Genomic DNA, 13,945 nt, shown 5'->3' with positions numbered 1-13,945 from the left:
GGGGGGGGGGGGGGGGGGGGGGGGGCGGGCGGGCGGCGGCGCGCCTCACCGGCCATCCTGGGGAGAGCGCAGGGCATCGTGTTCGACTTTCTTGATTCCGGGCAGTACGACCTGCTCGGAGCCTTCTGGGTGACGGTTCAGCTCACCCTCTACTCGGCGGTGGGGTCCCTGGTCTGGGGCACCGCCCTGGCCGGGATGCGGGTCAGCCCGGTCCCGCTGATGCGGGCCTTCGGCACCGCGTACGTGAATCTGGTCCGCAACACGCCGCTGACCCTGCTGGTCATCGGCAGCTCCCTGGGGCTCAGCCAGACCCTGAGCATCAACCTGGGCGGCGGGACCTTCAAGGAGATCGGCTTCCGCCTCGCCGTCCTCGCGCTGACCGCCTACACCGGCACCTTCGTCTGCGAGGCGCTGCGCTCGGGCATCAACACCGTGCCCGTGGGCCAGGCCGAGGCCGCCCGCGCGCTGGGGCTGAGCTTCTTCCAGGTGCTCACCCTGATCGTGCTCCCCCAGGCCTTCCGGGCGGTCATCGCGCCGCTCGCCAACGTACTGATCGCCCTCACCAAGAACACCACGGTGGCGGCGGCCATCGGCGTGGCCGAGGCGGCCCTGCTGATGAAGGAAATGATCGAGAACGAGGCGGACGCGCTCTTCGCCGTCTTCGGGATCTTCGCCCTCGGCTTCTGCCTGCTGACCCTGCCGACCGGTCTGCTGCTGGGCTGGGTGGCCAAGCGAGTGGCGGTGAAGCGATGAGCTCGGTCCTGTACGACGTCCCCGGCCCCAAGGCCAGAACCCGCAACTGGATCTACACGGCCGTCTTCCTGGTCCTGTTCGCGCTCGCCGCCTGGTGGATCCTCTCCGCCATGGCGGACAAGCACCAGCTCGACGCCGACAAGTGGACCCCCTTCGTCACCGACGGCCGGATCTGGAGCACCTATCTGCTCCCCGGCCTCGGTGAGACCCTGAAGGCCGGCGTGATCGCCATGCTGATAGCCCTGCCGCTGGGCGCGCTGCTGGGCGTGGGCCGGCTCTCGGACCACGCCTGGGTGCGCGTCCCGGTCGGCACCGTCGTCGAGTTCTTCCGCGCCATCCCGGTGCTGATGCTGATGATGTTCGGCTACGCGTTCTTCGTGCAGTTCGTGCCCGCCGTGGCCTCCGATCTGCGTCCGCTGTACGCGGTGGTCACGGGCCTGGTCCTGTACAACGCGGCCGTCATCGCAGAGGTCGTCCGCGCGGGCGTGCTGTCCCTGCCCCGGGGCCAGACCGACGCCGCCAAGGCGATCGGCATGCGCAAGGGCCAGACCATGGTCCACGTCCTGATCCCGCAGGCCGTCACCGTCATGCTGCCGGCTCTGGTCAGCCAGCTCGTGGTGATCCTCAAGGACACCGCGCTCGGCGGTTCGCTGCTCGGCCTCACCGACCTGCTGGCCGCGAACCGGCAGATCTCGGCGAACTACAGCAACACCATCGCCACGCTCGTGGTGGTCGCCCTGGTCTACATCGCGGTGAACTTCGCCCTCACCTCCTTCGCCTCCTGGATGGAGGGCCGGCTGAGGAAGTCGAAGAAGAGCACCGGCGCGGTGCTCGCTGCGGCCGAGGTCGACGACCTGGCCACCGAGGCCGCCCCGGCGGCCGGAGCGTAGGGGGCTGACGTCCGGTCAGTCCGGCAGGATGCGTAGCCTGTGTGGGGGGGGGCGGGGGGGGGGGCGCGCCGCGCCGCCCCCCCCGCCCCCCCCCCCCCCCCCCCCCCCCCCCCCCCCCCCCCCCCCCCCCCCACACTGCTTCGTCCGGCCCGGGGTCACTTGACGCCGGAACCTCCAGTGGGTTGCATACGTTCTGTGATCACATACCGGACATCGGGAGCCGCATCATGGACCCGGTGATCGTCGTCGGCTCGGGCGCCGTCGGACTCTCCCTGTCCCTCGCCCTGGCCGGCCACGGCGTGCCCTCCGTCCTCCTCGACGAAGGGCCCGGCAAGGACGAGCCCCGGCCCGCCCGCAGTGTCGTCCTCCACTCCGACACCGCGGCCATGGTCCAGCGCCTGGGCTGTACGACCCTGGGCGACGAGGGCGCCCGGTACGCGGCCTGGCGCACCATGAGGCGCCGTCAGGAGACCCGGCGGATCACCTTCGAGGACCAGCCCGCCCCCCTGCACCTGCCGCAGCACGCCCTCACGCGCGGGCTGCGCGCCGCAGCCGCCGAACAGCGCCTGGTGCACCTGGTCACCGACGCCAAGGTGGACTCCCTGGAGCAGGACGAGCGCGGGGTCATCGCGCACACCCGGGGCGGGGAGACCACCTGGTGGCGCGGCAGCCATCTGGTCGGCTGCGACGGGGCCCGCTCCACCGTGCGCAAACTGCTCGGCATCCGCTTCCCCGGCCGGACGGCCGTCGAACGGCACGCCGTGGCCGCGCTGCGCGCCGAACTTCCCTGGCCCGGCGAGGCCCTGATGCACCGCCATCCGCCCTCCGGCCCCGAGGAGATCATCGCCCGGCCGCTGCCCGACGGGGTGTGGCGGCTGGACTGGCTGCTGCCCCCGCGCGGGGACCTCGTCACCCCGGACGCCCTCGTCACCCTGATCCGCGACACCCTGGCGCTGTGGTGCGGGGGCAGCACTCCCCCGTACGACCTCATCGACACCGGGGTGCACATCCAGCACCACCGACTCGCCCGGCGCTGGCGCGACGGCCGGGCCTTCCTCGCCGGAGACGCCGCCCACCTGCTGGGCGCGCTCGGCACCCAGAGCGTCGAGGAGGGGCTGCGCGACGCGGAGAACCTCGCCTGGAAGCTGGCCCTGGACTGGCACCAGGGCGCCTCCGAGGCCCTGCTCGACAGCTACGAGGGCGAGCGGCGCACGGCCGTCGCAGCCCGGCTGCGCGCCGCCGACCAGACCATGCCCGTCCTGCGCGGCGGGGCCGGCCTGCGCGGCCTCCTGCCGGGGTCGGGGCGGTCCGCCGAATCTCTGCTCACGGACGGGCACCTGGGCCGGGGCCCGCTGGGCGGCCGGCCGGTGTACGCGCCGCCGGTGGCCGTGCGCGAGGTCCCCACGGACACGGAGCCGGGCGGACCCGTGGCGAACGTACCCGTCTGCGCGCCCGACGGGTCCACCGTCCCGCTGCGGGACATGCTGGGACGGGGGAAGCTGCTGGTGCTGCTGGTCGCACCGGGTACCGGGGTATGGGACCGGCGCCACTGGGCGGGGGCCGGCCTGATGCCCCGGCTCGCCGCGGCCGTGAGCGCCCTGCCGGCCCCCGCCGAGCTGCTGGTGGCGGACGGCTACCCGGGGGCTCCGGCGCACACCGTCCTCCTGGTGCGGCCCGACGGGCACCTCGCGGCGACCTTCGCGGGGGTCCGCCCGGCCGAGCTGTACGCGGCGGCGGACACCGTACGCGCGGGCGCACCGGAGGGCGTCCCCGCCACACCCGCCCCTGTGATCGATTGACCGCCCTCGGGCACGCATGGTTCACTCGCCGACATGACCGGCAACGACGTACGCCTGTGGCGGAGGGTTCACATGGACCTGCTCCGCTACGCGGGCTGCGTGTGTCGCCCCTCCTGCTGATTCGCCCCCTTACCGCGCGCCCCGCCGCCCTTCCGGGCCCGCGCGCCCCCTTCCGCGAACCCAGGACGGTCACATCCCGATGTCTGCTTCCGTGTCCACGCACGCCCCCGCCCGTACCGCCGCCCCCACCGCGGCGGAACTCCTCGCCTTCGCCCTGCGCACCGCCGCGGACCCCGACGTCGTCGACTCACTGCCCCTCGACCCGGAGGGCCGGACCTGGATCCGGCTCGACGGCCCGGGCGGGAGCGAGGCCTGGCTGATCGGCTGGCCGCCGGGTACCGGCACCGGCTGGCACGACCACGCGGAGTCCCGGGGCGCCTTCGCGACCGCGCGGGGGCGGCTCACCGAGCACTCCCTGACGGTGCGGCTGCCCTCGGAGGGATGGCGGAACCTGGAGCTGGCCCCGGACGTGGACCGCACCCGCAGCCTCGGCGCGGGGACCGGGCGGGCCTTCGGGGAGCACCACGTCCACGAGGTGCTCAACCCGTCGGACTCCGAGCACGCGATCTCGGTCCACGCCTACTACCCGCCGCTCCCGCTGATCCGCCGCTACAGCCGCAGCGGCGCGGTCCTCCGGCTGGAGCAGGTCGAGCGCCCGGCGGACTGGCAGTGAGCGCCCCCGGCCCGGTGGGCATCGACGAGCTCCTGGAGCGGGTCCGCGCGACGTACACGCGGCTGGACCCGCGGGCCGCGTACGAGGCGTGGCGCGACGGGGACGCCCTGCTGGTGGACATCCGCTACCAGGCGCTGCGCGAGCGGGACGGGGTCATCCCGGGGGCGGTGGTCGTGGAGCGCAACGAACTGGAGTGGCGGCTGGATCCCCAGGGGTCGCACCGCCTGCCGCAGGCCGTCTCGCACGAGGTGCGGGTGGTGGTGATCTGCAACGAGGGCTACGCGTCCTCGCTGGCGGTGGCGTCGCTGCGGGCGCTGGGGCTCCGCCGGGCGACGGACCTCACGGGCGGCTACCAGTCCTGGCGTTCGGCGGGCCTTCCCACCGCCCCCGCCTGACCCCCGGCACCGCCGCGCGCACCCGGGGGAGGGGATCATCCGGCAGGCGCTCTGGTGGCCGCCGGCGGCGGAGGTCCGGGCGGCCGTGGTCGCGTGGACGCTCCGGCCGGCGCAGAGGAGCACAGGGGCGCCGGCGTGGCGCTCGGTGGGCGGTGCTTCCCCGGAGCCAGTTTTCCAGGAGGGTGCCGCAGGCGGTGGTCAGGGCCGCCGGGCACCGGAGCGCGCCTGCGGGCGGGCACCGCGCCGGGCACCGGAGCGCGCCGGGCTTCACCCCGGGGGCCGGCCCGCCACGCGGGGGTCAGGCTCCGGGGTATCCCAGGTCGTCGGCGTCCTCGCCCTCCGCCTCCAGGGCTCGGCGCACCACCCGCAGGGCCATGCCCTCCGGGTACCCCTTGCGCGCGAGCATCCCGGCCAGGCGCCGGATCCGCTTGTCGCGCTCCAGTCCCCGGGTGGAGCGGAGCTTGCGCTCCACGAGCTCCCGGGCGGTCTCCTCCTCCTGCTCGGCGTCGAGCTGCTCCAGCGCCTCCTGGACGAGGCTGGTGTGCACCCCCTTGGTGCGCAGCTCCTGCGCGAGCGCCCGGCGGGCCAGGCCCCGGCCGCGGTGGCGGGACTCGACCCAGGCCCCTGCGAACGCGGCGTCGTCGATCAGGCCCACTTCCTCGTACCGGGAGAGGACCGCCTCGGAGACCTCCTCGGGGATGCCCCGCTTCGCCAGGGCGTCCGCGAGCTGCCGCCGGGTGCGCGGCATCCCGGTGAGCAGGCGCAGGCAGATCGCCCGGGCCTGCTCCTCGGGACTCTGGGGCGGCAGCTCCTGGCGGCCCTCACGGCCGCTCCTCGCTCTGCCGCCCCTCTCCTGATCTTCCCGCACGGTCAGCTCTTGGCCACGGCGGCCTTGGCCGCCGGCTTGGCCTTCGACGCCGGGGCGGGTACGGAGGCGTCGGCCGGCGCGGCGGACGCGGCCGCCTCGTCGCCCTCGGCGTCCTTGCGGACACCGACGCCCAGCTTCTCCTTGATCTTCCGCTCGATCTCGTTGGCGAGGTCGGGGTTGTCCTTCAGGAAGTTGCGGGCGTTCTCCTTGCCCTGGCCGAGCTGGTCGCCCTCGTACGTGTACCAGGCGCCGGCCTTGCGGATGAAGCCGTGCTCCACGCCCATGTCGATCAGGCCGCCCTCGCGGCTGATGCCCTGGCCGTAGAGGATGTCGAACTCGGCCTGCTTGAACGGGGGCGCGACCTTGTTCTTCACGACCTTGCAGCGGGTGCGGTTGCCGACCGCCTCCGTGCCGTCCTTCAGGGTCTCGATGCGGCGGATGTCGATGCGCACCGAGGCGTAGAACTTCAGGGCGCGGCCACCGGTCGTGGTCTCCGGGGAGCCGAACATCACGCCGATCTTCTCGCGGAGCTGGTTGATGAAGATCGCGGTGGTCTTGGACTGGTTCAGCGCACCCGTGATCTTGCGGAGCGCCTGGCTCATCAGACGGGCCTGGAGACCGACGTGCGAGTCGCCCATCTCGCCCTCGATCTCCGCCTTCGGGACGAGGGCCGCGACGGAGTCGATGACGATCAGGTCGAGGGCGCCGGAGCGGACCAGCATGTCGACGATCTCAAGGGCCTGCTCGCCGGTGTCCGGCTGGGACAGGATGAGGTTGTCCGTGTCGACGCCGAGCGCGCGGGCGTACTCGGGGTCCAGCGCGTGCTCCGCGTCGACGAAGGCGACGGTGCCGCCGGCCTTCTGCGCGTTGGCCACGGCGTGCAGCGTCAGGGTCGTCTTACCGGAGGACTCCGGGCCGTAGATCTCGACCACACGGCCGCGCGGCAGCCCGCCGACGCCGAGGGCGATGTCCAGCGCGGTCGACCCGGTGGGGATGACCTCGATGGGGTCGTTCGGCTTGTCGCCGAGGCGCATGACCGCACCCTTGCCGAATTGCCGTTCAATCTGTGCGAGCGCGGCGTCGAGAGCCTTCTCGCGGTCGGTGCCTGCCATGGGTTCCACCCGGTTTGCTTGAGTCGATCGCTTCACGCCATTGACGCTAACGCCTGCCACTGACAATGCGCTTCCACGCCCGTTTCGGCTGTGGATAACTCATCAGAATGGATGTTCGATTTCCCTGTCAAGCCGACCACGCCGCCCCCGCCAACGCCTTCGCACCGTAGGCGGAACGCCCCCCACCGCCTCCTGCCAGGGCTTCCCGGGGGACCAACGACGGAATCGGCGCGAGGGCGCCACCCTGTGGTGCGCGTCACATCCGCGAGCCACTCCCCCTGGACGGCGCCGCCGTCCGCGGACGCGCCGCGGCCCCGCCGCCTCCGGTCGGGCCGGGGGCGGCGAGGCCGCGGGGGTGGTCGCGCCGGCAGGCGGCTACGGCTTCGGCAGGGTGCAGCCGGGGCGGTTCAGGTCGATCTGGCTGCCGGGGCCGATGCACGGGACGAGGATGTAGGTCTCCTGGGCGTAGTTGATGCCCTGGCGGACCGTCACGTTGCCCGCCGCGTCCACCTCGCACGGGTTGTTCTCCGTGCAGCGCTGGCCGTCCTCGTTGCCGGTGTTGTTGACGGCGACGACCCTGCCGGTCGTCGTGTCGATCACCGGCGAGCCGGAGGTGCCGCCGATGGTGTTGCAGGACGAGGTGTAGCGGACCGAGTCCTTCCAGGTCCAGTCACCCTCCTTGAGGCGGTACACGAAGCCGTCGACGCTGCAGCTGTAGGTGCGCTTCCAGTAGCCGGAGACCACCTTGATCGAGGCACCCTGCACCGGGTGGGCGTCGTTGAGGGTGAGGGCGGCGATGCCGTACTGGCTCTGGATCTGCGCGTACGTCTTGGTCAGCTGGTAGAGCGAGACGTCGGTGTCCGTCATCGTCCCGTACGCGATCTTGCTCGCGCGCAGGGTCGCGACCTTGGAGCCCGAGGCGTTGAGCAGGGAGAAGCTCCGGCTGGAGGCGCGGTTGACGAGGACCTCGCCGGCCGCCGGGAAACCGGTCTCCAGGCAGTGGCCGTTGGAGAGGACGAGCGCGGGGTCGTCCGGAAGCGAGCCGGGCGTGCGGACCACGGAGCCGGAGCAGTTGCTGAGCGCGACCGTGCCCGCGTAGGTGACCGCGGCGGCCCGCTCGGGGGCGGACGTCTGGGCCACGGCCGGTGTCGCCGCCGCTCCGGTCAGGAGCAGGGACAGCACGGCGCCGGCGAGAGGCTTGTTCATGTGGGGGTTCCCCTCTGGTGACGAATGCGACCGAAGATCCTTCGGTTGACATGTGCACTGCATTCTTGGCCCAGCGGGGTCAACGCACAATAGGGCGTGGTGAGTTGGAGGTGAGGACGATCGAAGGGCCGTGACAGTAAACGGAATCAATCACTCCAACATCCCGCGAGGCGGGCGGGGGAACCCAATTCAGGGCGCATGACCCATGCCTGCGGGCTGGCGCGAAGCAGCCCGCACACGGCCGGTACTCTGCGGTGCCCCCGACGACGGGGGCCGTGAAATTCCGCTCAGGAGGACCCATGGCCGTCAAGAAGGCCACGATCCAGCAGCAGGTGGCAGAAGCCCTCGCCCAGGCCAACCCCGGCGACCGCCCCCTCGTCACCATCCAGGCCATAGCGGGCCCGAGCGTGTGGCTGATGAGCATGCTCGGCCTCATCGGCCAGGCGTTCCTCAGCTACTACTTCGTCACCGCGACCGAGCAGGCCGTGGTGCTCCACCGGGCGAGCCGGATGAGCAACCGCCCGCAGGAGATCGTCTTCGCGATACCGCCCCACGAGGCCGTCGGAACCATCACCGAGGTCAAGCGCAACGCCATCTGGAGCTCGTTCCGCATGCAGCTCCCCGGCCAGGCCACCCCGACCCGCATGAACGTGCACCGCATCTGGCGGAACGAGATGGACCAGCTGCTGACCCTCCTGGCGGGCCAGAACCAGCCGGCCGCCTGACGACCGCCCGGCCGCACGCGCCGGGGGGTGGAGGGGACACGTCCCCAGCCCCCTCCACCTGCCGGAGTGACAACCCATGGTTGACACCCTCGGGGGTGTCAACCTAAGGTTGCACCCATGACGAACCCTTCCGTGGAACCCGTCCGGATCGCCAATCCCGTCCGCCTCGACGACCTGATCGAGGCCATCAAGAACTCCCACGCCGACACCCTGGAGCAGCTCAGCGGCGCCGTCGTCGCGGCCGAGCACCTCGGAGACGTGGCGGACCACCTCATCGGCCACTTCGTCGACCAGGCCCGTCGCTCCGGCGCCTCCTGGACCGACATCGGCCGCAGCATGGGCGTCACCCGCCAGGCCGCCCAGAAGCGCTTCGTCCCCAAGGCCGACAAGGAGGGCGACCCCGGCCTCGACCCCGAGGCGGGCTTCGCCCGCTTCACCCCCCGCGCCCGCAACGTCGTCATCGCCTCGCAGAACGAGGCCCGCGCGGCCAACAACGCCGAGATCCGCACCGAGCACCTGGCCCTGGGCCTGCTGGCCGAGCCCGAGGGCCTGGCCGGACTCGTCCTCACCGCCCAGGGCGTCTCGCCGGAGGCCCTGCGCGCCGCCGCGACCGCCACCCTGCCCCCGGCGGCGGCGGAGATGCCCGCCCTCGTCCCCTTCGACGCCAACGCCAAGAAGGCCCTGGAACTCACCTTCCGCGAGGCCCTGCGCCTGGGCCACGGCTACGTGGGCACCGAGCACATCCTGCTCGCCCTGCTGGAGCTGGAGAACGGCGAGGGCACCCTCAGCGGACTCGGCCTGGAGAAGGCCACCGCCGAGGCGGCCGTCACCGAAGCCCTGGCAGCCGTACTCGGCGCGGACGGGCAGCAGTAGGATCCCCGCCGGCGGGGGCCCCGCCGTCACCGCCGGCCTCGCCCGCGACCTCGTACCGCTTCACGTACGCGCCGAGGAAGGCCTGCAGGGTGGCCACGGCCGGGATCGCGATGAGCGCCCCGACCGCGCCCAGCAGGGCGGTGCCCGCGATGACGGAGCCGAAGGCCACCGCCGGGTGGATGTCCACCGTCCTGGAGGTGAGCTTCGGCTGCAGGACGTAGTTCTCGAACTGCTGGTAGACCACCACGAAGCCCAGTACGTACACCGCGTACCAGGGATCGATGGTGAAGGCGATCAGCGTCGGCAGCGCGCCCGCCAGGTAGGTGCCGATGGTGGGGATGAACTGGGAGACCAGACCCACCCACACCGCGAGGGCGGGCGCGTACGGCACCCCGAGGACCGCGAAGACCACGTAGTGCGCGATCCCGGAGACCAGTGCCATCAGCCCGCGCGAGTAGAGGTACCCGCCGGTCTTCGCGACGGCGATCTCCCAGGCCCGCAGCACCTCCGACTGCTTCGCGGGCGGCAGCACGGAGCACAGCGCGCGCCGCAGCCGGGGCCCGTCGGCCGCGAAGTAGAAGGAGAACAGGCCGACCGTCAGCAGCCTGAAGAGCCCGCCGAGCACGGTGGTGGAGACGTCGAGCACCCCGCTGGCGCTGTTCTGCACGTACTTGCGGAGCCAGTCGGAGTGCACCAGGCTGTCCTGGATCTCCAGCCGGGACAGCTCGGTGTGGAGGGTGCGGTTGATCCAGTCGATCACCATGTCGAGGTAGTGGGGGAAGCCCTCCACCATGTCGACGATCTGCCCGGCGAGCATCGAGCCGAGCAGGGCCAGGAATCCGGCGGCCGCGACGAGCACGCCCAGGAAGACCAGGAAGGTGGCGAGCCCCCGGCGCATGCCGCGGGCCGCCATCCTGGCCACGGCGGGTTCGACCGCCAGGGCCAGGAAGAACGCGATCAGGACGTTGACGAGCAGCCCGATCAGCTGGTGGAAGGCCCAGCTGCCGAGCTGGAAGCAGGCGACGAGCGCCAGTACGAGGATCACCGCGCGGGGCAGCCAGCGCGGCATCCGCGCGTCCGCCCCGGCCGGGGCGGTGCCGGAGGACGGGCCCTCGGGCCCGCCGCCCGGGTCGCCTGCGGGCTCCGCCGGGGTGGTATCCGGAGAAGGGATCCGGGGCCCCGCGTCCCCGGCCCGCGCCGGAGCGGGCCCTTCCGCCAGGGCCTGGGGGTCCGCCGCCACGGGCTGTGCGGGGAACGGCCGGTTCTGCGGGTCGCCGGGCCGGTCGGTCGTCTCGTCTGTCGCTGCCACGCCGACCAGTCTGTCCCACCGGCCGAGCGAACCACGAAGCCGTCGGCGGCCGCACCGCACCGCGCGCCCGGCCGGCCCCCGCGGGCCCGGCCCGCACGCGCCCGGGGGGCCGATGCGCCCCGCCCCGCCCGGCCGGCGCGGCGTTACCGCAGCGAGGCCGGCACGTCCATCGCCGCACACACCGCGCGCCACACGTCCTTCGTCTCCCAGCCCGCCTCCAGCGCCTGGTGGACCGTGCGCCCGCCGAGCTCGGACATGACGTGGTCCCGTGCGAAGGAGTCGGCGTAGGCCGCGCCGAAGTGCTCCGCCATCCGCTCCCAGAAAATCGTCAACCGCATGACCCCAGTATCCCGCCCCGGAGAGTGCACCGTCCCCGTTGCCGCCCTCCCCCGCCGTCCCCGCGCCCTACGGTGGCTCGCATGCCTGGAGACGAAGCTTCCGCGCCCTCCCCGGCGGCCGCGCCCGCCCCGCTGGCGCGCGCCGAGCAGTTCATCTGGCTCACGGCCCGGGTGCTGGAGCAGCACCGGTTCGCGTACCACTTCCTCGGCGGGGGCGCCGACCCGGTCGACACCGCCCTCGGTTCCTACCTCGGCCCCGACGGCGGCTACGGCCACGCCCTGGACCCCGACCTTCGCGGCCCGCTGAGCCAGCCCCTGCACACCGCGCACGCCCTGCTGGTCCTCGACGGCCTCGGGCGCTGCGCCGGGCGGCGCATCGAGCGGCTCTGCCGCCACCTGACCCGGGTCTCCACCCCGGAGGGCGCGCTCCCGCTGGCCGTCGCGGTGCCGCGCGGGCACCCGGCCGCCCCCTGGCACCCGAGGACCGACGACCCGCCGGGCGAGCTGGTGACGACGGGGCCGGTCGTGGGGGTGCTGCACCGCAACCGGATCTGGGACGCCTGGCTGTTCCGGGCGACGGAGTTCTGCTGGGAGCGGGTCGAGACGCTGCGGCACCCGCACCCGTACGAGGTCCAGGGCGCGGTGGCCTTCCTCGACGGGGTCCCCGACCGGCCGCGCGCGGCGGCGGCCGCGGACCGGCTGGGCCGGCTGGTGCGCGAGCGGCGCCTGGCGGTGCTCGACCCGGCCAGGCGGGAGGAGTACCCCCTCGCCCCCGGCTACGGCCCGGGCGAGCTGCTCTTCCCGTACGACTACGCGCGGCGGCCGGAGTCGCTGGCCCGGGGCTGGTTCACCGACGAGGAGATGCGCCGCGCGCTGGACTTCCTGGCGGCGGAGCAGCAGCCGGACGGCGGCTGGCCGGTGCGCCGCCGCGCCTGGGCCCCGGGCAGCACCCTGGAGCGGCGGCCGATCGCCACCATCGAGGCCCTGCTGACGCTGCGGGCGTACGGGCGGGCCCTGGCGTAGGGCCGGCTCAGCCGCCGAGGGCGCGGACCCCGGCGGTGACGACCACCGCCGCCGCGACCACCACCAGGAACGGGGCGCGCAGCAGCAGCGCGACGGCGGCGGCCGCCAGCCCGGCGGCGCGGGCGTCGAGGACGAGGTCGTGGCCGGTGCTGAAGGTCTGCTGGGCGGTGAGCGCCGCGAGCAGCGCGACCGGCAGCAGGGCGGAGAGCCTGCGCACCGCCGGCCGTTCCAGGGCCCCGGCGGGGACGAGGAGTCCGGCGAGCTTGACGGCGTAGCAGCCGGCGACGGTGAGCCCGATGGCGATCCAGACGTTCACGAGGTGCGTCCCTTCAGCCACAGCACGGCGGGCGCGGCCAGCGCGGCGATCAGCACGGGCACCCCGGCGGGCAGGACGGGCAGGAAGCCCAGCCCGAGGACGAGCGCGAGGCCGGCGACGGCCCGTTCGGTGGCGGTCTTCAGCATGGGGGCGAGCAGGGCGAGGAAGACGGCGGGCCCGGCGGCGTCCAGCCCCCACGCGGCGGTGTCCCCGATGGCCTCGGCGCCGAGCGCGCCGAGCAGGGTGGTGAGGTTCCACAGCAGGTAGAGGCTGAGCCCGGTGACGGTGAACCCGAGCCGGGCCGACCTGCGGTCGGGCTGGGCGAGGGCCACGGCGGTGGTCTCGTCGATGACCCAGTGCGCGGCGAGGGGCCGCACGGCCCGGGGGAAGGCGAGCAGTTGGGAGAGCCGCAGCCCGTAGAAGGCGTTGCGGGTGCCGAGGAAGAAGGCCCCGGCGGCGGCGGTGAACGGGTTCCCGCCCGCGGCCAGCGCCCCGACCAGCGCGAACTGGGAGGCTCCGGTGAAGACGAGCAGGCTCAGCACGCAGGCCTGGAGCACGCTGATCCCGGCGCCCGCGGCGGTCACCCCGAACGCGAACCCGGACAGCCCGACGGCCACCCCGACCCCGAGCGCGTCCCGCACGACGGCCGCCCTCGGCCGCCCTCCGACCCCGTCGGGGGCCTCTCGTATGACCATCTGTTCTGTTCCCACCCGGCGAAGGTAGGGGTACGGGCCGGCCCGGGTCTTGTACGTTCTTGCGCACCGCCCCTACCCCGCCCGTCCGCGCCGGTAGGCGCCGGGCGGCACTCCGACGATGCGGGTGAAGTGCCGGTTCAAGTGCGGCTGGTCGGTGAATCCGACGGCGACGGCCACCTCCGCGGGCGCGCCCCCCGCGTCGAGCAGCCGCCGCGCCCGGCGCACCCGCGCATCGGTCAGCCAGGTGTGCGGCGGCATCCCGTACCGCTCCCGGAAGGCCCGCAGCAGCGCGAACGGGCTGGTCCCCAGCTCGGCCGCGAGCTGCTCCAGCGACGGCGGCGCGGCCATCCGCTCCTCCAGCACCGCCCGCGCCCGCTCCGCGTCGGAGCCGCCGGCGCGCGTCACCGTGCGGACCGGCAGCGGCGCGGCGTGCCGGCTGAGCATCCGGGCCACGACGGCCCGCAGCAGCGTGTCGGCGGCCAGCGCGTTCCCGGCCTCGGCGGCCCGGTGCACCTCGGTGATCAGCTGCGCGCCCTGCGCGTCGAGGACCATCTCGGCGGTGAAGCCGGGGGTGCCCCGCAGGGTGCCGATCTCGTCGGCGACCTCGATGATCAGCTCGCGGGTGGGGTAGAGCGTGGAGTACGCCCAGCCGCCGGGCTCCCCGGCCCGGGCGGTGTGCGGTACCTCGGGGTTGATCAGCACCACGCTGCCCGGCCCGGCCCGCAGGGTGCCGCCGGGCATGCCGATCTCCTCGATGCCGCCGGTGACGGCGGCGATGACGTACCCGTCGTGGGCGTGGCGCGGGAAGGTGTGGCGTACGTAGTGGGCGCGCAGCAGGTCCAGCCCGGGCAGCTGCGGGTAGCGCCAGTGCCGGGCCCACTCCCGGCGCGCCTCGTCCTTCCCCATCCCC

At 73.7% G+C, this 13,945-nt stretch carries 16 protein-coding genes and 1 pseudogene; 9 read left to right on the top strand and 8 right to left on the bottom strand.

Going from position 1 to position 13,945, the window contains the following annotated elements; translation table 11 throughout:
• The first annotated feature begins 78 nt into the window (after positions 1-78).
• From WDV06_RS27095 to WDV06_RS27070, 6 genes are all read left to right on the top strand, one after another.
• Entirely contained in the window at positions 79-753 is a 675-nt protein-coding gene (locus WDV06_RS27095; protein ID WP_395512406.1) for an amino acid ABC transporter permease, read from the top strand.
• Positions 750-1,643: an amino acid ABC transporter permease gene (locus tag WDV06_RS27090; RefSeq protein WP_395512403.1), complete on the top strand. Its 894-nt coding sequence runs from the start codon at positions 750-752 to the stop codon at positions 1,641-1,643. Before WDV06_RS27095 ends, WDV06_RS27090 begins: the two co-directional genes overlap by 4 nt.
• Before the next feature lie 227 nt (positions 1,644-1,870).
• Positions 1,871-3,442, top strand: coding sequence for an FAD-dependent monooxygenase (locus WDV06_RS27085; protein ID WP_395512402.1), 1,572 nt, complete (start codon positions 1,871-1,873; stop codon positions 3,440-3,442).
• A 33-nt stretch (positions 3,443-3,475) separates the two neighbouring features.
• Positions 3,476-3,562: a putative leader peptide gene (locus WDV06_RS27080; protein WP_311318651.1), complete on the top strand. Its 87-nt coding sequence runs from the start codon at positions 3,476-3,478 to the stop codon at positions 3,560-3,562.
• 79 nt (positions 3,563-3,641) lie between these two features.
• Positions 3,642-4,175: a cupin domain-containing protein gene (locus WDV06_RS27075; protein ID WP_395512401.1), complete on the top strand. Its 534-nt coding sequence runs from the start codon at positions 3,642-3,644 to the stop codon at positions 4,173-4,175.
• Positions 4,172-4,570, top strand: a complete 399-nt coding sequence (locus tag WDV06_RS27070; RefSeq protein ID WP_395512400.1) for a rhodanese-like domain-containing protein — start codon at positions 4,172-4,174, stop codon at positions 4,568-4,570. Before WDV06_RS27075 ends, WDV06_RS27070 begins: the two co-directional genes overlap by 4 nt.
• 298 nt (positions 4,571-4,868) lie before the next feature.
• Here the strand turns inward: WDV06_RS27070 and recX are convergent.
• The 3 genes and pseudogenes from recX to WDV06_RS27055 all read right to left on the bottom strand — a co-directional run.
• Positions 4,869-5,528, bottom strand: a pseudogene (recX, locus tag WDV06_RS27065) (recombination regulator RecX); the annotation flags it as partial.
• Complete coding sequence (gene recA, locus WDV06_RS27060; RefSeq protein WP_395512399.1) at positions 5,441-6,550, bottom strand: recombinase RecA; 1,110 nt, start codon at positions 6,548-6,550, stop codon at positions 5,441-5,443. The pseudogene recX and the gene recA, both read right to left, overlap by 88 nt.
• Positions 6,551-6,925: 375 nt before the next feature.
• On the bottom strand, positions 6,926-7,756 hold the full coding sequence (locus WDV06_RS27055) for a S1 family peptidase (RefSeq protein WP_395512398.1): 831 nt from the start codon (positions 7,754-7,756) through the stop codon (positions 6,926-6,928).
• A gap of 299 nt (positions 7,757-8,055) precedes the next feature.
• Between WDV06_RS27055 and WDV06_RS27050 the strand changes: the two genes are divergently transcribed.
• Together WDV06_RS27050 and WDV06_RS27045 are read left to right on the top strand one after the other, a co-directional pair.
• On the top strand, positions 8,056-8,481 hold the full coding sequence (locus tag WDV06_RS27050) for a hypothetical protein (protein WP_395512397.1): 426 nt from the start codon (positions 8,056-8,058) through the stop codon (positions 8,479-8,481).
• A gap of 117 nt (positions 8,482-8,598) precedes the next feature.
• A complete protein-coding gene (locus tag WDV06_RS27045) occupies positions 8,599-9,354 on the top strand; it encodes a Clp protease N-terminal domain-containing protein (RefSeq protein ID WP_395512396.1) in 756 nt (251 codons plus the stop codon).
• On the opposite strand, the gene WDV06_RS27040 is transcribed toward WDV06_RS27045, so the two are convergent.
• The gene (locus WDV06_RS27040; protein WP_395512405.1) at positions 9,308-10,423 is read right to left on the bottom strand and encodes an AI-2E family transporter; all 1,116 of its coding nucleotides are present in this window, start codon (positions 10,421-10,423) and stop codon (positions 9,308-9,310) included. The genes WDV06_RS27045 and WDV06_RS27040 overlap by 47 nt on opposite strands.
• 383 nt (positions 10,424-10,806) lie before the next feature.
• Entirely contained in the window at positions 10,807-11,001 is a 195-nt protein-coding gene (locus tag WDV06_RS27035; protein ID WP_045949507.1) for a DUF3046 domain-containing protein, read from the bottom strand.
• An 81-nt stretch (positions 11,002-11,082) separates the two neighbouring features.
• Between WDV06_RS27035 and WDV06_RS27030 the strand changes: the two genes are divergently transcribed.
• Positions 11,083-12,024: a hypothetical protein gene (locus WDV06_RS27030; protein WP_395512395.1), complete on the top strand. Its 942-nt coding sequence runs from the start codon at positions 11,083-11,085 to the stop codon at positions 12,022-12,024.
• 7 nt (positions 12,025-12,031) lie between these two features.
• On the opposite strand, the gene WDV06_RS27025 is transcribed toward WDV06_RS27030, so the two are convergent.
• The 3 genes from WDV06_RS27025 to WDV06_RS27015 all read right to left on the bottom strand — a co-directional run bounded on the left by WDV06_RS27025 (position 12,032) and on the right by WDV06_RS27015 (position 13,941).
• Positions 12,032-12,340, bottom strand: a complete 309-nt coding sequence (locus tag WDV06_RS27025) for an AzlD domain-containing protein (RefSeq protein WP_079430087.1) — start codon at positions 12,338-12,340, stop codon at positions 12,032-12,034.
• Entirely contained in the window at positions 12,337-13,035 is a 699-nt protein-coding gene (locus WDV06_RS27020) for an AzlC family ABC transporter permease (RefSeq protein ID WP_395512404.1), read from the bottom strand. The genes WDV06_RS27025 and WDV06_RS27020 overlap by 4 nt, the downstream gene beginning before the upstream one ends.
• A 72-nt stretch (positions 13,036-13,107) precedes the next feature.
• Positions 13,108-13,941 (bottom strand): AraC family transcriptional regulator, encoded by an 834-nt coding sequence (locus WDV06_RS27015; RefSeq protein WP_395512394.1) that lies wholly within the window; start codon positions 13,939-13,941, stop codon positions 13,108-13,110.
• Between the last annotated feature and the right edge of the window lie 4 nt (positions 13,942-13,945).

The sequence above is a fragment of the Streptomyces racemochromogenes genome (assembly GCF_044129415.1).
GTDB classification, from domain to species: domain Bacteria; phylum Actinomycetota; class Actinomycetes; order Streptomycetales; family Streptomycetaceae; genus Streptomyces; species Streptomyces racemochromogenes_A.
The sequence above is the reverse complement of the archived record's forward strand: the minus strand, read 5'-3'. Positions and strand labels throughout refer to the sequence as shown.

Coding starts and splice junctions, on each gene's coding strand:
- WDV06_RS27030 (WP_395512395.1), top strand. CDS start 11,083: ATGCCTGGAGACGAAGCTTCCGCGCCCTCCCCGGCGGCCGCGCCCGCC.
- WDV06_RS27045 (WP_395512396.1), top strand. CDS start 8,599: ATGACGAACCCTTCCGTGGAACCCGTCCGGATCGCCAATCCCGTCCGC.
- WDV06_RS27090 (WP_395512403.1), top strand. CDS start 750: ATGAGCTCGGTCCTGTACGACGTCCCCGGCCCCAAGGCCAGAACCCGC.
- WDV06_RS27055 (WP_395512398.1), bottom strand. CDS start 7,756: ATGAACAAGCCTCTCGCCGGCGCCGTGCTGTCCCTGCTCCTGACCGGA.
- WDV06_RS27020 (WP_395512404.1), bottom strand. CDS start 13,035: ATGGTCATACGAGAGGCCCCCGACGGGGTCGGAGGGCGGCCGAGGGCG.
- recA (WP_395512399.1), bottom strand. CDS start 6,550: ATGGCAGGCACCGACCGCGAGAAGGCTCTCGACGCCGCGCTCGCACAG.
- WDV06_RS27040 (WP_395512405.1), bottom strand. CDS start 10,423: ATGCCGCGCTGGCTGCCCCGCGCGGTGATCCTCGTACTGGCGCTCGTC.
- WDV06_RS27035 (WP_045949507.1), bottom strand. CDS start 11,001: ATGCGGTTGACGATTTTCTGGGAGCGGATGGCGGAGCACTTCGGCGCG.
- WDV06_RS27085 (WP_395512402.1), top strand. CDS start 1,871: ATGGACCCGGTGATCGTCGTCGGCTCGGGCGCCGTCGGACTCTCCCTG.
- WDV06_RS27075 (WP_395512401.1), top strand. CDS start 3,642: ATGTCTGCTTCCGTGTCCACGCACGCCCCCGCCCGTACCGCCGCCCCC.
- WDV06_RS27015 (WP_395512394.1), bottom strand. CDS start 13,941: ATGGGGAAGGACGAGGCGCGCCGGGAGTGGGCCCGGCACTGGCGCTAC.
- WDV06_RS27080 (WP_311318651.1), top strand. CDS start 3,476: ATGACCGGCAACGACGTACGCCTGTGGCGGAGGGTTCACATGGACCTG.
- WDV06_RS27050 (WP_395512397.1), top strand. CDS start 8,056: ATGGCCGTCAAGAAGGCCACGATCCAGCAGCAGGTGGCAGAAGCCCTC.